16 protein-coding genes are annotated in these 15,963 nt (G+C 48.4%); 15 read left to right on the top strand and 1 reads right to left on the bottom strand.

The window, feature by feature from the left end:
* Position 1 precedes the first annotated feature (1 nt).
* Complete coding sequence (gene spoIID / locus WMO17_RS08680; RefSeq protein ID WP_349137903.1) at positions 2–1,006, bottom strand: stage II sporulation protein D; 1,005 nt, start codon at positions 1,004–1,006, stop codon at positions 2–4.
* A gap of 246 nt (positions 1,007–1,252) precedes the next feature.
* On the opposite strand from spoIID, the gene WMO17_RS08675 reads away from it, so the two are divergent.
* The 15 genes from WMO17_RS08675 (at position 1,253) to gmhB (ending at position 15,949) form a co-directional block, all read left to right on the top strand.
* Positions 1,253–2,623: a citrate synthase gene (locus WMO17_RS08675; RefSeq protein ID WP_097775297.1), complete on the top strand. Its 1,371-nt coding sequence runs from the start codon at positions 1,253–1,255 to the stop codon at positions 2,621–2,623.
* Complete coding sequence (locus WMO17_RS08670; protein ID WP_349137902.1) at positions 2,623–3,408, top strand: hypothetical protein; 786 nt, start codon at positions 2,623–2,625, stop codon at positions 3,406–3,408. Before WMO17_RS08675 ends, WMO17_RS08670 begins: the two co-directional genes overlap by 1 nt.
* Before the next feature lie 198 nt (positions 3,409–3,606).
* Positions 3,607–4,638 carry a type I glyceraldehyde-3-phosphate dehydrogenase gene (gene gap / locus WMO17_RS08665; protein ID WP_005945602.1) on the top strand — a complete coding sequence of 344 codons (1,032 nt, stop codon included), beginning with the start codon at positions 3,607–3,609 and terminating at the stop codon, positions 4,636–4,638.
* 503 nt (positions 4,639–5,141) lie between these two features.
* Positions 5,142–5,540, top strand: coding sequence for a hypothetical protein (locus WMO17_RS08660; RefSeq protein WP_349137901.1), 399 nt, complete (start codon positions 5,142–5,144; stop codon positions 5,538–5,540).
* An 89-nt stretch (positions 5,541–5,629) separates the two neighbouring features.
* The gene (locus WMO17_RS08655) at positions 5,630–6,070 is read left to right on the top strand and encodes a glycosyltransferase family 4 protein (RefSeq protein WP_349137900.1); all 441 of its coding nucleotides are present in this window, start codon (positions 5,630–5,632) and stop codon (positions 6,068–6,070) included.
* 323 nt (positions 6,071–6,393) lie between these two features.
* The gene (locus WMO17_RS08650) at positions 6,394–7,518 is read left to right on the top strand and encodes a glycosyltransferase family 4 protein (RefSeq protein ID WP_349137899.1); all 1,125 of its coding nucleotides are present in this window, start codon (positions 6,394–6,396) and stop codon (positions 7,516–7,518) included.
* Between the two features lie 3 nt (positions 7,519–7,521).
* Positions 7,522–8,721, top strand: a complete 1,200-nt coding sequence (locus tag WMO17_RS08645; RefSeq protein WP_349137898.1) for a glycosyltransferase — start codon at positions 7,522–7,524, stop codon at positions 8,719–8,721.
* A gap of 17 nt (positions 8,722–8,738) precedes the next feature.
* Complete coding sequence (locus WMO17_RS08640; RefSeq protein WP_349137897.1) at positions 8,739–9,707, top strand: glycosyltransferase; 969 nt, start codon at positions 8,739–8,741, stop codon at positions 9,705–9,707.
* The gene (locus tag WMO17_RS08635) at positions 9,704–10,585 is read left to right on the top strand and encodes an acyltransferase family protein (RefSeq protein WP_349137896.1); all 882 of its coding nucleotides are present in this window, start codon (positions 9,704–9,706) and stop codon (positions 10,583–10,585) included. Before WMO17_RS08640 ends, WMO17_RS08635 begins: the two co-directional genes overlap by 4 nt.
* Positions 10,473–10,751, top strand: a complete 279-nt coding sequence (locus WMO17_RS13175) for a hypothetical protein (RefSeq protein ID WP_353963383.1) — start codon at positions 10,473–10,475, stop codon at positions 10,749–10,751. The genes WMO17_RS08635 and WMO17_RS13175 overlap by 113 nt, the downstream gene beginning before the upstream one ends.
* Entirely contained in the window at positions 10,744–11,925 is a 1,182-nt protein-coding gene (locus WMO17_RS08630) for a radical SAM protein (protein ID WP_055145751.1), read from the top strand. Before WMO17_RS13175 ends, WMO17_RS08630 begins: the two co-directional genes overlap by 8 nt.
* A complete protein-coding gene (locus WMO17_RS08625) occupies positions 11,925–12,935 on the top strand; it encodes an acyltransferase family protein (protein ID WP_349137895.1) in 1,011 nt (336 codons plus the stop codon). The genes WMO17_RS08630 and WMO17_RS08625 overlap by 1 nt, the downstream gene beginning before the upstream one ends.
* A 282-nt stretch (positions 12,936–13,217) precedes the next feature.
* Entirely contained in the window at positions 13,218–13,475 is a 258-nt protein-coding gene (locus WMO17_RS13170) for an acyltransferase (protein ID WP_353963382.1), read from the top strand.
* Between the two features lie 122 nt (positions 13,476–13,597).
* A complete protein-coding gene (locus WMO17_RS08620) occupies positions 13,598–14,599 on the top strand; it encodes a GHMP family kinase ATP-binding protein (protein WP_349137894.1) in 1,002 nt (333 codons plus the stop codon).
* A 21-nt stretch (positions 14,600–14,620) separates the two neighbouring features.
* Complete coding sequence (gene gmhB, locus WMO17_RS08615; RefSeq protein ID WP_349137893.1) at positions 14,621–15,949, top strand: D-glycero-beta-D-manno-heptose 1,7-bisphosphate 7-phosphatase; 1,329 nt, start codon at positions 14,621–14,623, stop codon at positions 15,947–15,949.
* The last annotated feature ends 14 nt before the right edge of the window (positions 15,950–15,963 follow it).

Raw genomic sequence — 15,963 nt, 5'->3', positions numbered from 1 at the left:
TTCATCCTTGCAGCTGCGTGCCGGGGTAGTAGTGTGCCAGAATATCGGCATAGCTTTTGCCCTGCTCCGCCATGGCCTTTGTGCCCCACTGGCTCAGGCCCACACCGTGGCCGTAACCCCGGGTGGTAAAGCTGAAATTCCCGCTCTGGTACTGTACCGTAAAGCATGTGCTGCGCAGGCCCAGCGCCCGGCGCAGGGTCGTGCCGGAAACGGTCTGCCCGCAGACCGTGACGGTTTTTGTGTATCCGGCGCTGGTCAGCGCTGCCGGGCCGAACCAGCCTTCCGGCGCGGCGAGGTCGGCAGAAATGCCAAGGCCTGCAAGGGCCTGCTGCAACTGTTCTGCGGAAAAGGTGACGGTGTATTCGTAGTTGTCAGCGGAACGGTCGGTGCTGCTGTCCACTGAAATGAGGTAGGGCAGGGCGGAACCCCATACATTTTCACTGGCCTCGGTCTGCCCATTGGAAATGGCAAAGTAGCTGGCGCAGGCAGGAGCGTTCTCATAATAAAGTATCTCATCCAAGACCTCGTCCACAAGGGCGGAGAGGCGGGCGTAATTCTGCTCGTAGGCGGTGCCCCAGTAGCTGCGCAGCACCGGCTCGGTCAGGCAGCCCTGCCGCCGGGCTGGGTCGGCAGTGAGCCAAGCGCCGCTTTGCAGGGTGGTGTGGTCCTGGCAGTAGAGCGCATAGCTGTGGGCGGCAACGGCCTGTGCCTTGAGCGCTTCGTCCGGCCAGCTCACCGGCATCTCGGCGGCGACAGCACCCAGAACGTATTCCTGACGGGAAAGCTCCAGCACCTGTCCGGTGGCCTGATCCTCCACCAGAAAGGTTTCGGCATCCGCAGAAGGCACGGCATTTGGCGGCTGCGCAGATGCTGCAGGTGAAGATACGGCAGAAGATGCGGGCTTTGCCCCGCTGAGCACGGCGCGTGTGACCCGGTAGGCAGCCAGCGGCAGAATGCTGCCCAGCACCAGCAGGACCGCAAAGATTGGCAGAAAAAACTTTTTCATAGTCCCAAACCCTCCGACAGCGGTGTTTTTTTAATCAGAATACCGGATATACCCTGAAAAAAGATGCGAAACAGGGAAAAAGCCTTTTGTGGTGCAAGCGCAAAAAAGCACCAAACCGGCTTTTTGTGCGCTGAACGGTGCAGTTGATGCTTGAATTTACTCGTCAAAAGCGATAATATAGAATTATACCCATCATTGAGGGTGGGTGGGAAAGTATATAAATAGGATGAAAGGAGAATTCCCCTTATGAATTTTGCACATTCGGAGGTGGCAACGCTGGACCCGAACACGATGCGGACTTTGTGTGAGGAATATGTTGCCAACAACTACATCGATCCGGAGACGAGCGAACGTCTGGGGGTCAAGCGCGGCCTGCGCAACCCGGATGGCACCGGTGTGCTGGCCGGCCTGACCAACGTCTGCGACGTTGTGGGCTATAAAAAGGATCAGGAAGGCCATGTGATTCCCACTCCCGGCAAGCTGATCTACCGCGGTGTGAACATCAACGAGATCGTGGACGAGGCCTACCGCAATGACCGCTTTGTGTTTGAAGAGGTGATCTGGCTGCTGCTGTTCGGCAGTCTGCCCAACCGGGAGCAGCTGGACGATTTCTGTGAGATCCTGGCAGAGCACCGCGCCCTGCCGGAAGGCTTCATGGACACCATGAACGCCCCCTCGCCCAATATCATGAATAAGCTGCAGCGCTGCGTGCTGGGCCTTTACTCTTATGATGAGCACGCCGAGGATCTGAGTCTGGAGAACATCCTGAGCCAGAGCATCAATCTGATCGCCAGCATGCCCACCATGATGGTGAACGCTTACCAGATGAAGCGCCGCTACTACGATAAGCAGAGCATGTTCTTCCACCTGCCCAAGCCCGGCCAGAGCACGGCAGAGCACATCCTCAGCACCTACCGTCCGGACCAGAAGTTCACCCACGAGGAAGCAAAGCTGCTGGATATGTGCCTGCTGGTGCACGCCGACCACGGCGGCGGCAACTGCTCCACCTTTACCGCCCGTGTGCTGTCCTCCTCCGGCACCGATACCTACTCCGCAATCGCGGCGGCCATCGGTGCACTGAAGGGCCCCAAGCACGGCGGTGCCAACCTGATGGTGAACCGTCAGCTGAAGGATATCCTCAAGCATGTGGAAAACCCCGAGGACGACGATGAGGTGCGCGAGTATCTGCGCCGCATCCTGCGCAAGCAGGCGGGCGATGGCTCCGGCCTGATCTACGGCATGGGCCACGCGGTGTACACCATCAGCGACCCTCGTGAAGTGATCCTGAAGCAGCGCGCCCGCCATCTGGCCTACGACAAAGGCTTTGAGGAAGAGTATAATATGCTGTGCAGCATCGAACGGCTGGCCCCCGGCATTTTTGCCGAGGAAAAGGGCAGCACCAAGCCGGTGTGCGCCAACGTGGACCTGTTCAGCGGCCTGATCTACAACATGCTGGGCATCTCTGAGGATATCTACACCCCGCTGTTCGCCATTGCCCGTGTGCCCGGCTGGTGTGCACACCGCGTGGAAGAGGTGGTATTCGCCAACCGTATCATTCGTCCCGCTTACAAGTATCTGGGCGTGCGCCAGAAATATAAGCCGATCGAGGAACGCTGATGAATCCTTCTGTTTTGTTCGTTTTTATCCTGAGCATTCTGCTGGGCGTGCTGCGCGCGGCAGACCTTGCCTTTGGCACCGATGCCGTCACCGGTCTGTGCGTGGTCGGCTCGGTGTGGTGGCGCTATCTGGCACTGGGTATCGTGGTGCTGGCTGCAGTGCTTGTGGGCCGTACACAGCCTTCCCGCTCGGAAGCGGTGCGTAGCCGCAGGCCGCTGGCCGGTATTCTGGCTTTTGTCGGTGCAGTATGTTTTCTGGCCGCAGCGGGTGCACAGATCGCGCTGGGCGCAGCTTCCGGTCTGGGCGGCTTTGTGCGGTGCATTCTGGAATGCCTGTGCTCCACGTGGCTCAGCACCATGGGCCGCTCCTGGCTCAGCCCCAACGAGTGGAAAAAGCCCTTTGGTGGGCTGTATCTGGCCGTGGCGGGCAGTCTGCTGTTCTACTGGAACGTGCTGCTGCGCTTTATGGAGAACAGCTCCAGCTGGCACCGCGTGACCCCTACAGCGGCGGTGTGGCAGGCGCTTGCGGCACTGGTGTTTTTGGCAGCGCTGGCCCGGGCGTTGCATGTCCCGCAGCCGGGCAATGGCAAAACACTGTGCGCAGCCGGGCTTGCCGCATTTGCACTTTGCCTGTGCTGGCAGCTGCCCTACGTATTGGTTTTGATGAGCGGCCTGAGCTGGGCCGCACCGGCTGTCTGGCCGGAGATCTTTGCCGGACTGGGCCTTTGCTGCGTGGGCGGCATTGGCGGAGCGTGCGTTACAGCCTGCTTGAACGGGGAGAGCTGACAAAAATGTTGGCACTCTGTTGGCGCAATTGCCGAAAAGCAGGGAATGAAAGGAATTAAAATCGTACAAAAGCAAAAAATGCAGTGAATGTCTTGTTAATTTTTTGGCAGACACTTGAAACTTTCTGCGTTTTGGTCTAAAATAAAGATACCGTGATTTATCCGATTATGGGTAAAATAATTAGGAGGTACTATTAACATGGCTGTTAGAGTTGCTATCAATGGTTTCGGTCGTATTGGTCGTCTGGCTTTCCGTCAGATGTTTGATGCTGAGGGTTACGAGGTCGTCGCAATCAACGACCTGACCAGCCCTAAGATGCTGGCTCACCTGCTGAAGTACGATACTGCTCAGGGTTCTTTCTGCGGCAAGATCGGCGAGGGCAAGCACACCGTCGAGGCTACCGAGGACTCCATCATTGTTGACGGCAAGGAGATCAAGATCTACGCTGTTAAGGACGCAAAGGACGCTCCCTGGGGCGAACTGAACGTTGATGTCGTTCTGGAGTGCACCGGCTTCTACACCAGCAAGGAGAAGAGCATGGCTCACATTCAGGCTGGCGCAAAGAAGGTCGTTATCTCTGCTCCCGCAGGCAACGATCTGAAGACCATTGTCTTCTCCGTCAACGAGAAGACCCTGACCGCTGAGGATCAGGTCATTTCTGCTGCTTCCTGCACCACCAACTGCCTGGCTCCCATGGCTAACACCCTGAACAAGACCTACCCCATCGTCTCCGGCATCATGACCACTGTTCATGCTTACACCGGCGACCAGATGATCCTGGATGGTCCTCAGCGCAAGGGCGATCTGCGCCGTGCTCGTGCTGGCGCACAGAACATCGTTCCCAACACCACCGGCGCTGCTAAGGCTATCGGCCTGGTCATCCCCGAGCTGAACGGCAAGCTGATCGGTTCTGCTCAGCGTGTGCCTGTTCCCACCGGCTCTACCACCATTCTGGTTGCTGTCGTCAAGGGCAAGGATGTCACCAAGGAGTCCATCAATGCTGCTATGAAGGCTGCTACTTCTGAGTCCTTCGGCTACAACGAGGATCAGATCGTTTCTTCCGATGTCATCGGCATGCGTTACGGCTCTCTGTTCGATGCTACCCAGACCATGGTCGCTAAGATCGACGACGACACCTATCAGGTTCAGGTCGTGTCTTGGTACGACAACGAGAACTCCTACACCTCTCAGATGGTCCGTACCATTAAGTACTTCGCTGAGAACTGCTAATCACAGCTCTACGCTCAAAAGTGCTTGAGATGCCGTGCTGAATGACGGCTGGTACCGGCTTTGCTGGTACGAACATGCTGTGATTGGTACGACAACAGGATAACGAGTTCAACACCCTTCCTTTTGCGGGTTTCCGTGAGAGGAAGGGTGTTTTTTTGCTGCAAAAAAGCAATGGAACGAGTTCCTTTCTAAAATGAATAGGTTGCAACAAAAAGACGGAATAAAGTACGGAAATCTTAGCCATGATGCAGGCAATGATACAGCTGCAAAGTATTGTACCCCAGAGGAAAAAATGGTAAAATATTTTTAGTGTCAATAAATACATTTACGAAATTGATATTGATGATTCTGGAAATAAAATGTCAATGAATTGCGGCGTAAATCTGTCAAAAACCTGGGCGTAGATGCGTCCGGGCTTTTTCTGATGTAAAGGAAACCGGGCCGGAGTTTGGCACGGTATGGGGATGAGATCCCTAAATGGGGAAAGCGACAGGAAAGGGAAAATGAAAGAGAAATTGAGGCTTGCTGTTTTTGGCCACAAAAGGTGGTCGAGAGAGGGCGGCGTGGAGATCGTGGTAAAAGAGCTGTGCACACGGATGGCGCAGCAGGGCTGTCAGGTGACATGCTACAACAGATCGGGACATCATGTGAGCAGTGCGGAATATGACGATGCTGGTAAAACGGAGTACGAGGGAATCCGTCAGAAGTCTGTTCCGACCATTGAACGGCGCGGGGCTAGAGATATAATACGCAGCTGTCATAATAGGGACAAGGGTACGGCAGAGAAGGAAAGGCTCCGCAACCCGAAGTTCATATTTTCTTACCCGAAGAATGAACGACTGATCTTTCTGAGCGGCAGAAATGCCGCACAGGAAGAAATCTCGACCATGAGGGTGGGGTGACAGCCAGCGGACAGGCAAGCGAGCCTATCCGCTCTTTGTGTTGGCCGAGATGTTAATGAAGAAATTGAGTGGGATTGTGGGAAAGATTTATGAGTAAGAAACTTGCGATTGCGATGTTCGGACAGAAGCGATTATCGAGAGAAGGCGGAGTAGAAATCGTTGTCAAAGAGCTCTGCACCCGAATGGCACAGAATGGCTGTGACGTGACCTGCTACAACAGAGCAGGCCATCATGTGAGTGGTGCAGAATATGACGATGCTGGCAAAACGGAGTACGAGGGAATCCGTCAGAAGTCTGTTCCGACCATTGAACGGCGCGGACTTGCTGCAGTCAGCTCCTCCGCATTTGCGGCACTTTATAGTGCATTTGGAAAATACGATGTGGTGCACATCCACGCCGAAGGTCCGGCATTCTTTGCATGGCTGCCGAAGATGTTTGGGAAAAGAGTTGTTGTTACCGTCCATGGAACCTGTGAAATAATGTTAGTAACCAGAAAAAATCCTGATTTCATGCGGGTTTGCGCGGCTTGACCTTTTTTACCTTAACTTGTTTCTGTTTACCATGGTGCGTTGCGTTCCGGCGTGATTTCGGGGGTTAGTGGCTTCTGGTTGCGCTCTATACTTAACCCACCACAGCGAAAGCTGATAGAGCAGAAAACAGAATAAGGAGGTACGAGGACAAGCCTGCGTATAGATTGTTGCTGCAATCTGTATACAGGCTTGTTGTTGTGCTATGAAGTAGGAAAGGTGAATAGTGAAAGACGAGCATGACAATTTAAGGAAAAGAACTGCTGGGATTGTGTATAAGCCTAGGACAAGAATAGAAACTATGGAATGACGGTTGGAGAGAAGTAATGGAAGAAAAAATCAGACTTGCGGTTTTCGGACAGAAACGTCTTTCGCGTGAAGGCGGGATAGAGATTGTTGTAAAAGAACTCTGCACCCGAATGGCACAGAATGGTTGTGATATAACTTGCTACAATAGAGCAGGCCATCATGTGAGCGGTGCAGAGTATGACAAAACCATTGAATATGCTGGCATCCGTCAAAAGGTTGTTCCGACTATTGAGAAGAAGGGACTTGCGGCGGTAAGCTCTTCCTTTTTCGCAGCACTTTGTAGTGCATTTGGAAGATACGATGTGGTGCATATCCATGCAGAAGGTCCTGCCTTTTTCTGTTGGATACCAAAACTTTTTGGCAAGCGTGTAATCAGCACTATCCACGGTTTGGACTGGGATCGCGAGAAGTGGCGCGGAAGCGTTGCATCCAAGTTCATTCGTGGCGGCGAAAAGAATGCTGTGAAATATGCGGACGAGATCATTGTTCTAAGCAAAGACGTGCAGAAGTATTTCTTGGAGACCTACGGAAGGGAGACACATTTTATCCCTAATGGTGTCAATCGGCCAGAGGTTCGGGAAGCAAAGCTGATCACGGATCATTTTGGATTGGAGAAAGATTCCTACATATTGTTCCTCGGTCGTCTGGTGCCAGAAAAGGGGATTCGATATCTGGTTGAGGCCTTCAAGAATGTCAAGACGGATAAAAAGCTGGTTATCGCAGGCGGCTCTAGTGATACGGATTCCTTTATGGAGGAATTGAAAGAACTGGCGAAGGGTGACAATCGGATTCTCTTTACTGGGTTTGTGCAGGGAGCAATGCTGGATGAACTATACAGCAACGCTTACATCTACACGCTGCCGTCTGATCTGGAAGGAATGCCATTAAGTCTGCTGGAAGCAATGAGCTATGGAAACTGCTGTCTGGTTTCCGACATTCCAGAGTGCACAGAGGTTGTGGAAGATAAGGCATTGATTTTTAAAAAGTCAAATATAGAGGACTTGCAAGAAAAACTGCAAGATGCCTGTGACCATCCTGAAATGGTTATGAAAATGAAGAATCAGGCAGCTGACTTTATCTGCGAGAAATATAACTGGGATGATGTCGTAAAGGAAACGATGAAACTGTACAGGAGAAAATAATAGATGAGAGTATTGATAATAAATAAATTTCTATATCCAAACGGTGGATCAGAAACCTACATATTTAAGCTGGGTGAGGCGCTAGAGCAGCACGGACATGAGGTTCAGTACTTCGGTATGGAGCATGAAGGTCGCTGCGTGGGCAACCGAGTCAATGCTTATACGTCAGATATGGACTTCCACGGCGGCAGCAAACTGAGTAAGCTGACCTACCCGATCAAGACCATCTACAGCAAGGAAGCACGGGTGCAGCTGAGAAAAGTTCTGGACGACTTCAAGCCGGATGTCTGTCATCTGAACAATTTTAACTACCAACTGACTCCTTCCATCATCCTGGAAATCGTGAAGTGGCGCAAGGAGACCGGAAGAGAGTGTAAGATCATCTTCACGGCACATGACTACCAGCTGGTCTGCCCGAACCACATGCTGAACAATCCGAATACGCACCAGAACTGTGAGAAGTGCCTCGGTGGTCATTTCGTGAACTGCATGAAAGGCAAGTGTATTCACGGTTCCACGGCGAAGTCAGCCATCGGCATGATGGAAGCCGAATTCTGGAAGTGGAAGGGTACCTACAAGTACATTGACACTATGATCTGCTGCTCCGAGTTCATGAAGAGCAAGATGGACAGCAATCCTCTGTTTGCTACTAAGACCGTGGCAATGCACAACTTCATCGACAAGGTGGAGTGGAAAGAGACTCCGAAGAAGGATTACATCCTCTACTTCGGCCGCTTCTCTGAAGAAAAGGGCATCGGCACACTCATCAAGGTCTGTAAGGAGCTGCCGGATGTGCAGTTCATCTTCGCCGGTACTGGCCCGCTGGAAGAGACAGTAAATGGTATTAAGAACATCAAGAACGTTGGCTTCCAGAAAGGCGAGGCACTGGAGAAGCTGATCCGTGAGGCACGGTTCTCCATTTACCCGTCTGAGTGGTATGAGAACTGCCCGTTCTCCGTAATGGAATCCCAGATGTATGGCACACCAGTGCTGGGAGCTGAGATAGGTGGTATCCCGGAGTTGATTCAGGTTGACAAGACCGGCGAGCTGTTTGAGAGCGGTAACGGGAAAGATTTGAAAGAAAAGATAGAAAAGCTCTGGGGTGATAAGAAGCTGTGTGAAGCATATAGCAAGAACTGTAAGAACATCAGCTTCGATACCATTGATGAGTATTACGAGAAAATTATGAAGGTGTACCAGTAAGAGAGGAGGGCAGGCCGATGGTTTATATGCTGTTTGATAACCCAGCGGATAAACAGAATATGACATTTCTGAACGGCTATGAAACAGCCAAGATTCGGCAGATTTATCCTCCACAGAAATGTAATTCCACCAAAGAAATGCTGGCAGCTTGCAAGGATATGATCAAGCAGTCGGGGGAGGGTGACACTATCATCTGTTGGTACGACTTCATGGCAGTTTTGTGCTGGTGGTTGTGTAAAGTACAGTTCAAAAATAGAAAGATTATTGCGCTAAATATTCTGCTCAAAGATAAAGCAACTGCGAAAAACAAGCTGGCAAAGTTTTTATACAAGCCGATGCTGAAATCAAAAAAGGTTCAGGCGACGGTGACTTCTAAGAAGTACGGTGAGCATTTGAACGAAATGCTCGGAATCCATAGGAGGTACACGCTGCTACATGACACCTATCATGGTGGTTACAGCATTGAATATGAAGGCGAAGTAGTGCCGAATAGTGTATTCTGCGGCGGACGGAACGGTCGCGACTGGGAGTTTCTGATTAGAATTGCACAGGCTATGCCAGAAATTACATTCAACTGTGTTATGCCGAGGGATAGGTTTGAAGAGTACAAAGATAACTTCGGCAAAAATATGGTGGTGAAGTCGGATATTCCTGAACAGGAATTCCTTGAGTTCATGTGTCAGTCACAGTTGGTAGTTACGCCGTTGGATACGGAGGCACCGGCTGGACTGATTGCTTTTTACCAGGCAGCCGCCAATGGGAAGATGGCAATTACGTCGGATACGGTAACTACACAGGAGTATTTCGCCGATGGCAGAGGTGCTTTGTGTGGAAGGGATATTGAAGACTGGAAAAATACAATCCAGTACTTCTTGAAGCATAGAGAAGAAGCTGATTCTAGCGCAGAGAAGTTCAAGCGTTTCCTTGAGAATGAATGCTCAGAGGAAAAATATGCAAAGACATTGTGGGGGATGCTTGCGGGATGAAAGAGAGATATGAGGGAATAGATGGCTTGAAGGCCTATGCCATATTGGGAATTGCACTGATGCACATTCTGGCAAATGGAAAATATGAAGCAAGTGGATTTGTATTTGACCAGCTTATACCATCCTTTACGAACCTTGTGTTCCTTTTTATGATGGTCAGCGGTTTTGGCATGTGCTGCGGCTACTACCAGAAATTCAAGGAACAGAAAATCGGTGTGGGAGAGTTCTACACCAAAAGGTACAGCAAGATCTGGCCATATTTCGCATTGCTCTGTGTGGTGGACTTCGTAATATCACCTAGTAAAAGTGCGTTGTATGAGGTCTTTGCAAACCTGACACTCTGCCAGGGACTTTTGCCGAATATGAATATATCGGTTATCGGTGTGAGTTGGACGCTGGCAGTCATTTTTGTATTTTATCTGCTGTTCCCATTCTTTTGTTTCCTGCTTGAGAATAAGAAGCGTGCATGGTCGGCATTTGTCTGTGCTGCAATCTATAACTTTGTGTGCAGTATATATTTCTTTGATGAAAACCACATTGCAGATAGGGTGACAGTGAATTTTAATGAACGGTCGAATATTCTGTACAGTGCAGTCTATTTCATCGCGGGCGGCCTGATCTTCCTCTATCGAAAAGAGTTGGCTGAGTTCGCATCGAAGCACAAGGTTATCGCCGGAGCGATTCTGCTGATTGCCTCGGCTGCTTATTTTGCATTAGGCAGTTCTACGCTCACGATGCTGTTCTTCTGTGTGGCAGCACTGGTCTATACCCTCGGATGTAAGCGGGGGGGGGGTACTGGTCAATCCAGTCGCCAAGTTCCTCGGTGGTATCAGCTTCGAGATTTATCTGTGCCACATGGTAATTTATCGTGTGCTTGAGAAGCTACACCTTGTTCATCTATTTGAAAATGATCTGCTGGCATATATCTTCACAGCTGTTGCAGTCATCTGTGGTTCGATTGTGTTTTCGGTATGTGCCAAGTGGTTCTTAAATAAAGTCGAAACATTCTTAAAAGAGAGAGTTAGGAGAGTTAATCATGTCTGAAGAAAAGAAGTTAAATGGTACGGTCATCGTCACTTACCGCTGCAATGCTCGTTGCTCCATGTGCAACCGTTATAAAGCACCTTCCAAGCCGGAAGAGGAAATCAGCATTGAAACCATCAAGAAACTGCCGAAGATGTATTTCACAAATATCACTGGCGGTGAGCCGTTCATCCGCACTGACCTGAAAGATATCGTGCGCGAACTGTACAAGAAGTCTGATCGTATCGTTATCTCTACCAACGGCTTCTTTACTGACCGCATCGTTGACCTGTGCAAAGAGTTTCCGCAGATCGGTATTCGTATCTCTATCGAAGGTCTGGAGCAGACCAACAACGAGATTCGTGGTCTGCAGAACGGCTACCAGCGTGGTTACGGCACACTGAAGAAGCTGCGTGAGATGGGCATGAAGGACGTTGGCTTCGGTATGACTGTTCAGGACAAGAATGCTCCTGACCTGGTTCCGCTGTACAAGATTTCCGATGAGATGGGCATGGAGTTTGCAACTGCTTCTCTGCATAACAGCTTCTACTTCGTTGAGGCGAAGAATATCATCCACGATCGTCCGATGGTTGCAAAGAACTTCGAGAATCTGGTCAATGAACTGCTCCGCAGCAACAGCCCGAAAAAGTGGTTCCGTGCATACTTTAATCACGGTCTGATCAACTACATCTACGGTCAGAAGCGTCTGCTGCCTTGCGACATGAGCTTCGATACCTTCTTCATCGATCCGTATGGCGATGTTATGCCTTGCAACGGCACCAAGGACAAAGAGGTTATGGGTAACCTGAACAATCAGACCTGGGATGAGCTGTGGAACAGCCCGGAGGCTGAGAAGGTTCGTGCAAAGGTTCGTTGCTGCGACCGTGACTGCTGGATGATCGGCAGCGTAAGTCCTGCGATGCACAAGTACATCTGGAAGCCGGCTACCTGGGTTCTGGTTCACAAGTTCAAGGCTCTGTTCACCAAACATCCGTACAGCATGTATGAGCTGAAGATTTGCCGTGACTACCGTGATGGAAAAGTTACCAAGGAAGATCTGGATAAGTGCAGCACCTGCGACATGAACTGTGTGATCAACAACGGTCTGAGTGAAGCTTCTAAGGAGCAGCTGAAGCATAAGACCGGCGAGGAAATTGTGGATGCCGATATCGCACAGCAGATGGAGACGAAGTAATGGGTGAAAAGACAGCGGTAAGAACAAGAGAAAAATGGGTCGATGATGTAAAAGTCATTGCCTGTATATTGGTTGTGCTGGGTCATTTCTTCCAAAGCATGACGAAGGCGAATATTCTGCCTGAAAATGATTTGTACCAGTGGTTTAACACAACAATTTACTACTTCCATGTACCGCTGTTCTTTATTTGTAGCGGATACCTATATCAGAAGTACAGCAATGTAAATAGCGTGAGTAGTTGGTGCAAGAATGTGTCGAAAAAGGCATTGGCACTCGGCGTACCCTATGCCACTTTTACAACTGCTACATGGGTGCTAAAAAAGTTATTTTCAAGCAGTGTTAACGATCAGATTGGAGGTTTGAGTGATACATTATTTCTTCACCCGACTTCACCGTACTGGTATTTGTATGCACTCTTTTTTATTTTTCTTGTCACACCGACTTTTAGCAGCGCAAGAGCGGCAGCAGTAGGAATAATAATTTCTTTGTTTGCAAAACTTTTGATTTTAACCGGTATTGGGTATGAAATTTACGCAGTTTCGACATTTCTGTCAAACGAAATCTGGTTTGTACTCGGCATGAGCATTTGTGTGTTTAACGTACAGCCAAAGGGCAAAAAAGTATTAGGAATGATATGTGGATTGCTTTTTATAATTCTGAGTATTTTGGTGTATACAGCGGAAATCAGCGGTAGTGTGGTCTCTTTCGCAATGGGATTATTGGCTTGTGTGGCTGTTATCATGATGGCGGCGGGTTTTGAGGAAAAGTTCGGTAGAGGCATGGAATTCATTGCAAAGTACACAATGCCGATTTTCTTGATGCACACGTTGTTTGCTGCACCATTGAGATCACTCCTGATGAAGATTGGCATCGAAAGTGCTGTGATTCATGTGATGCTGGGACTTGGCATCAGCTTTGCAGGTCCAATTATAGCTGCTTGGATTATGAAGAAAACGAAGTGGTTAGAGTTCTTTCTGTATCCGAATAAATTTATTAGAAAGGTATCATAAGAATGGGACTTAAAGGGACAATCAAAGAATGCCTTGGATTGATTCGAGCAAAAATCTTTGGTGTAACTGCGGGACAGCGTGTGTATATTGGCAAGCATTGCAGTTTAAAAGGAAAACACCATATTACTTTTGAAGATTCCGTAACGGTACGCCCTTATACCCAAATCTGGTCGGGGGGGGGGTACGGTAAGAATTGGAAAAGGCTCCGAAATTGGTGAACGCTGCCGGATATCTATTGCCAATTCTCTGGAAATCGGAGAAAAAGTACTCCTTTCGCCCAATGTGTATATAACAGATTGCGACCATGAGTACCGTAATGTAGATATTCCGATTATTGATCAAGGAATTGTACAAAAGGGACAGAAAGTGTCTATCGGAGATGGTTCATACATTGGAATTAACGCTGTGATTGTAGGTAACGTAAAGATAGGTAAGCATTGCGCGATTGGAGCCAATTCAGTGGTTACTAAAGATGTGCTGGACTATTGCGTAGCAGTTGGGAGTCCAGCAAAAGTTATTAAGAAGATGGGATATTCATAAATAAATGGTGGATGTTCCTACTTCCTTATCAAACTCTGCTGCTGTTTATTCTGTAGAAGGGTAGAATAAGCTGGAGATATTACGCAATGGTGAATATCTTTGAAAATAAGGAGAAGAAGCATATGATTATTACAAAAACACCATTCCGCATGTCCTTTTTTGGCGGCGGAACAGATATGGAAAGTTTTTTTAGGGAAAACGGTGGAGCTGTTTTATCTACCACATTTGACAAGTATTGCTATGTAAATGTACGCCATTTACCAAGGTTTTTTGACTATTCAACGGAATTGTCCTATTCAAAGACGGAACGAGTGACAAACATTGATGACATTCAGCACCCTGCAATCCGCAATGCTATGAAAATGCTAGACATGCACGAGATTCGTCTTACATATGAAGCAGACCTTCCAGCACGTTCTGGCCTAGGAACATCAAGTTCTTTCGCAGTTGGAATGCTGAATGCCTTCTATGCTTTAAAGGGTAAGTATGCTGACAAGAAAAGACTAGCAGATGAAGCGATTTATCTGGAGCGTAATCTCTGTCAGGAAGCTGGTGGATGGCAGGATCAAATCGCTGCTTCTTTCGGTGGATTTAACCGAATTAACTTTAATGCGGATGGATATGAAGTCCTGCCGGTTATTATTTCACCGGAGAGAAAGAAGCAACTTAATCAGAATTTGATGATGTTTTTCACTGGGTTTACCCGTTTCTCTTCTGATGTGCAGAAAGCAAATGCAGCAGGAAAACAAGATAAGACTGCTCAGTTGAAAGAGATGCTTGCTCTGGTTGATGATGCAGAGCGTGTTCTGACAGACAAGAATGCAGATCTGGATGATTTCGGTAGAATGCTGGATCACACTTGGAAACTTAAGCGTCAAACTGGATCGGCTGTTTCTACAAATAGTATTGATGAACTTTATGCAAAAGGCGTGGCGGCTGGTGCATTGGGCGGAAAATTGCTGGGTGCTGGTGGTGGCGGATTCCTTGTATTCTATGTTCAGCCTGAACGTCAGGATGCGGTGCGTTGGGCGATGCGTGACCTGATGCATATTCCGTTTGCATTTGAGGATGGTGGTACGAGGGTGATTCATTATACACCGGAAACCTACGAACCAAAGAACTAATTTTGAGTGAGGAATGAAGAGATGAAAGTAGTAATAATGGCAGGAGGCAAGGGAACGCGTATTTCTTCAGTTGCCAGTGATATCCCGAAGCCTATGATTAAAATTGAAGGGAAACCAGTACTGGAACATGAGCTGGAGTGTCTGCGTGACCAAGGGTTTACTGACATTATTATTACGGTGAGTCATCTTGGTAATATTATTATGGACTATTTTGGGGATGGATCTGGTACATCCCCTGTGACGGGAAAACCGTTTGGCGTACATATTGAGTACTATTTTGAAAAAGAACCGTTAGGCAACGCAGGTGCCTTGTTCAAAATTAAAGATAATCTGACATCTGATTTTCTACTTTTAAATGCAGATGCAGTGTTTGATGTTGATTTTAATCGTTTTGTTGGCTTCCATCAGGAACATGGTGGAATGGTTACACTTTTTACCCACCCGAATAGCCATCCATATGATAGCGGGTTAATCGTTGCAGATAAAAATGGAGAGGTAAAAAAGTGGCTTGCAAAAGAAGACGAGCGGCCGCAGTATTATAGAAACCGAGTGAATGCAGGATTGCATGTTATCAGCCCGAAAGTGCTGGAACTGGTTGATATTGATGCGGATTCAATAGGCAAGATCGGTGCAAACGGTAAACCGGTAAAAGTTGATTTGGATCGGCAGTTATTAAAACCGTTAGCCGGGACAGGAAAGATGTTCTGTTATGACAGCCCAGAATATGTGAAAGATATGGGTACCCCGGAACGGTATTACTCCGTATGCGCGGATTATAAAGAAGGAAGAGTATCCGGGAAAAATCTAAAAAATAAGCAAAAAGCAGTATTTCTTGATAGAGATGGAACTATTAATAAATATGTTGGTTTTCTTCGAAATATAGATGATTTTGAACTGATAGATGGTGTGGCTGAGGCAGTTCGTAAAATCAATGAATCTGGCTATCTTGCAGTTGTTGTAACGAATCAGCCGGTAATTGCTCGCGGTGAAGTGTCTTTTGAAGAGCTGGAAGAAATTCACAATAAGATGGAGACACTTCTTGGAAAAGAAGGAGCATATTTGGATGCCATTTACTATTGCCCTCATCATCCTCATAAGGGATACGAAGGGGAGAGACCAGAGCTAAAAATTGATTGTACTTGTCGCAAACCGAAGCCTGGTATGCTGTTGAAGGCGGCAGAAGATTTCAATATCGATCTTTCACAGTCGTGGATGGTTGGTGATGGAGAAAACGATATCAAAGCCGGTTATAATGCAGGATGCAGAACAGCGTTGATTGGTCGTGAATCTTATGGTCAGACAGTGACAATACCGACATTAAAAGAGTTTGTAGAACAGTGTCTGAAATAAAAGAAAGGGTATCG

Origin of the sequence: Faecalibacterium faecis (assembly GCF_040096475.1) — a bacterium.
Classification (GTDB): domain Bacteria; phylum Bacillota; class Clostridia; order Oscillospirales; family Ruminococcaceae; genus Faecalibacterium; species Faecalibacterium taiwanense.
This window is presented reverse-complemented; position numbering and strand designations above follow the sequence as displayed.

Coding starts and splice junctions, on each gene's coding strand:
- WMO17_RS08640 (WP_349137897.1), top strand. CDS start 8,739: ATGGTTTATATGCTGTTTGATAACCCAGCGGATAAACAGAATATGACA.
- spoIID (WP_349137903.1), bottom strand. CDS start 1,006: ATGAAAAAGTTTTTTCTGCCAATCTTTGCGGTCCTGCTGGTGCTGGGC.
- WMO17_RS08635 (WP_349137896.1), top strand. CDS start 9,704: ATGAAAGAGAGATATGAGGGAATAGATGGCTTGAAGGCCTATGCCATA.
- WMO17_RS08675 (WP_097775297.1), top strand. CDS start 1,253: ATGAATTTTGCACATTCGGAGGTGGCAACGCTGGACCCGAACACGATG.
- WMO17_RS08645 (WP_349137898.1), top strand. CDS start 7,522: ATGAGAGTATTGATAATAAATAAATTTCTATATCCAAACGGTGGATCA.
- WMO17_RS08670 (WP_349137902.1), top strand. CDS start 2,623: ATGAATCCTTCTGTTTTGTTCGTTTTTATCCTGAGCATTCTGCTGGGC.
- WMO17_RS08655 (WP_349137900.1), top strand. CDS start 5,630: ATGAGTAAGAAACTTGCGATTGCGATGTTCGGACAGAAGCGATTATCG.
- WMO17_RS08630 (WP_055145751.1), top strand. CDS start 10,744: ATGTCTGAAGAAAAGAAGTTAAATGGTACGGTCATCGTCACTTACCGC.
- WMO17_RS08660 (WP_349137901.1), top strand. CDS start 5,142: ATGAAAGAGAAATTGAGGCTTGCTGTTTTTGGCCACAAAAGGTGGTCG.
- WMO17_RS08650 (WP_349137899.1), top strand. CDS start 6,394: ATGGAAGAAAAAATCAGACTTGCGGTTTTCGGACAGAAACGTCTTTCG.
- gap (WP_005945602.1), top strand. CDS start 3,607: ATGGCTGTTAGAGTTGCTATCAATGGTTTCGGTCGTATTGGTCGTCTG.
- WMO17_RS08620 (WP_349137894.1), top strand. CDS start 13,598: ATGATTATTACAAAAACACCATTCCGCATGTCCTTTTTTGGCGGCGGA.
- WMO17_RS08625 (WP_349137895.1), top strand. CDS start 11,925: ATGGGTGAAAAGACAGCGGTAAGAACAAGAGAAAAATGGGTCGATGAT.
- gmhB (WP_349137893.1), top strand. CDS start 14,621: ATGAAAGTAGTAATAATGGCAGGAGGCAAGGGAACGCGTATTTCTTCA.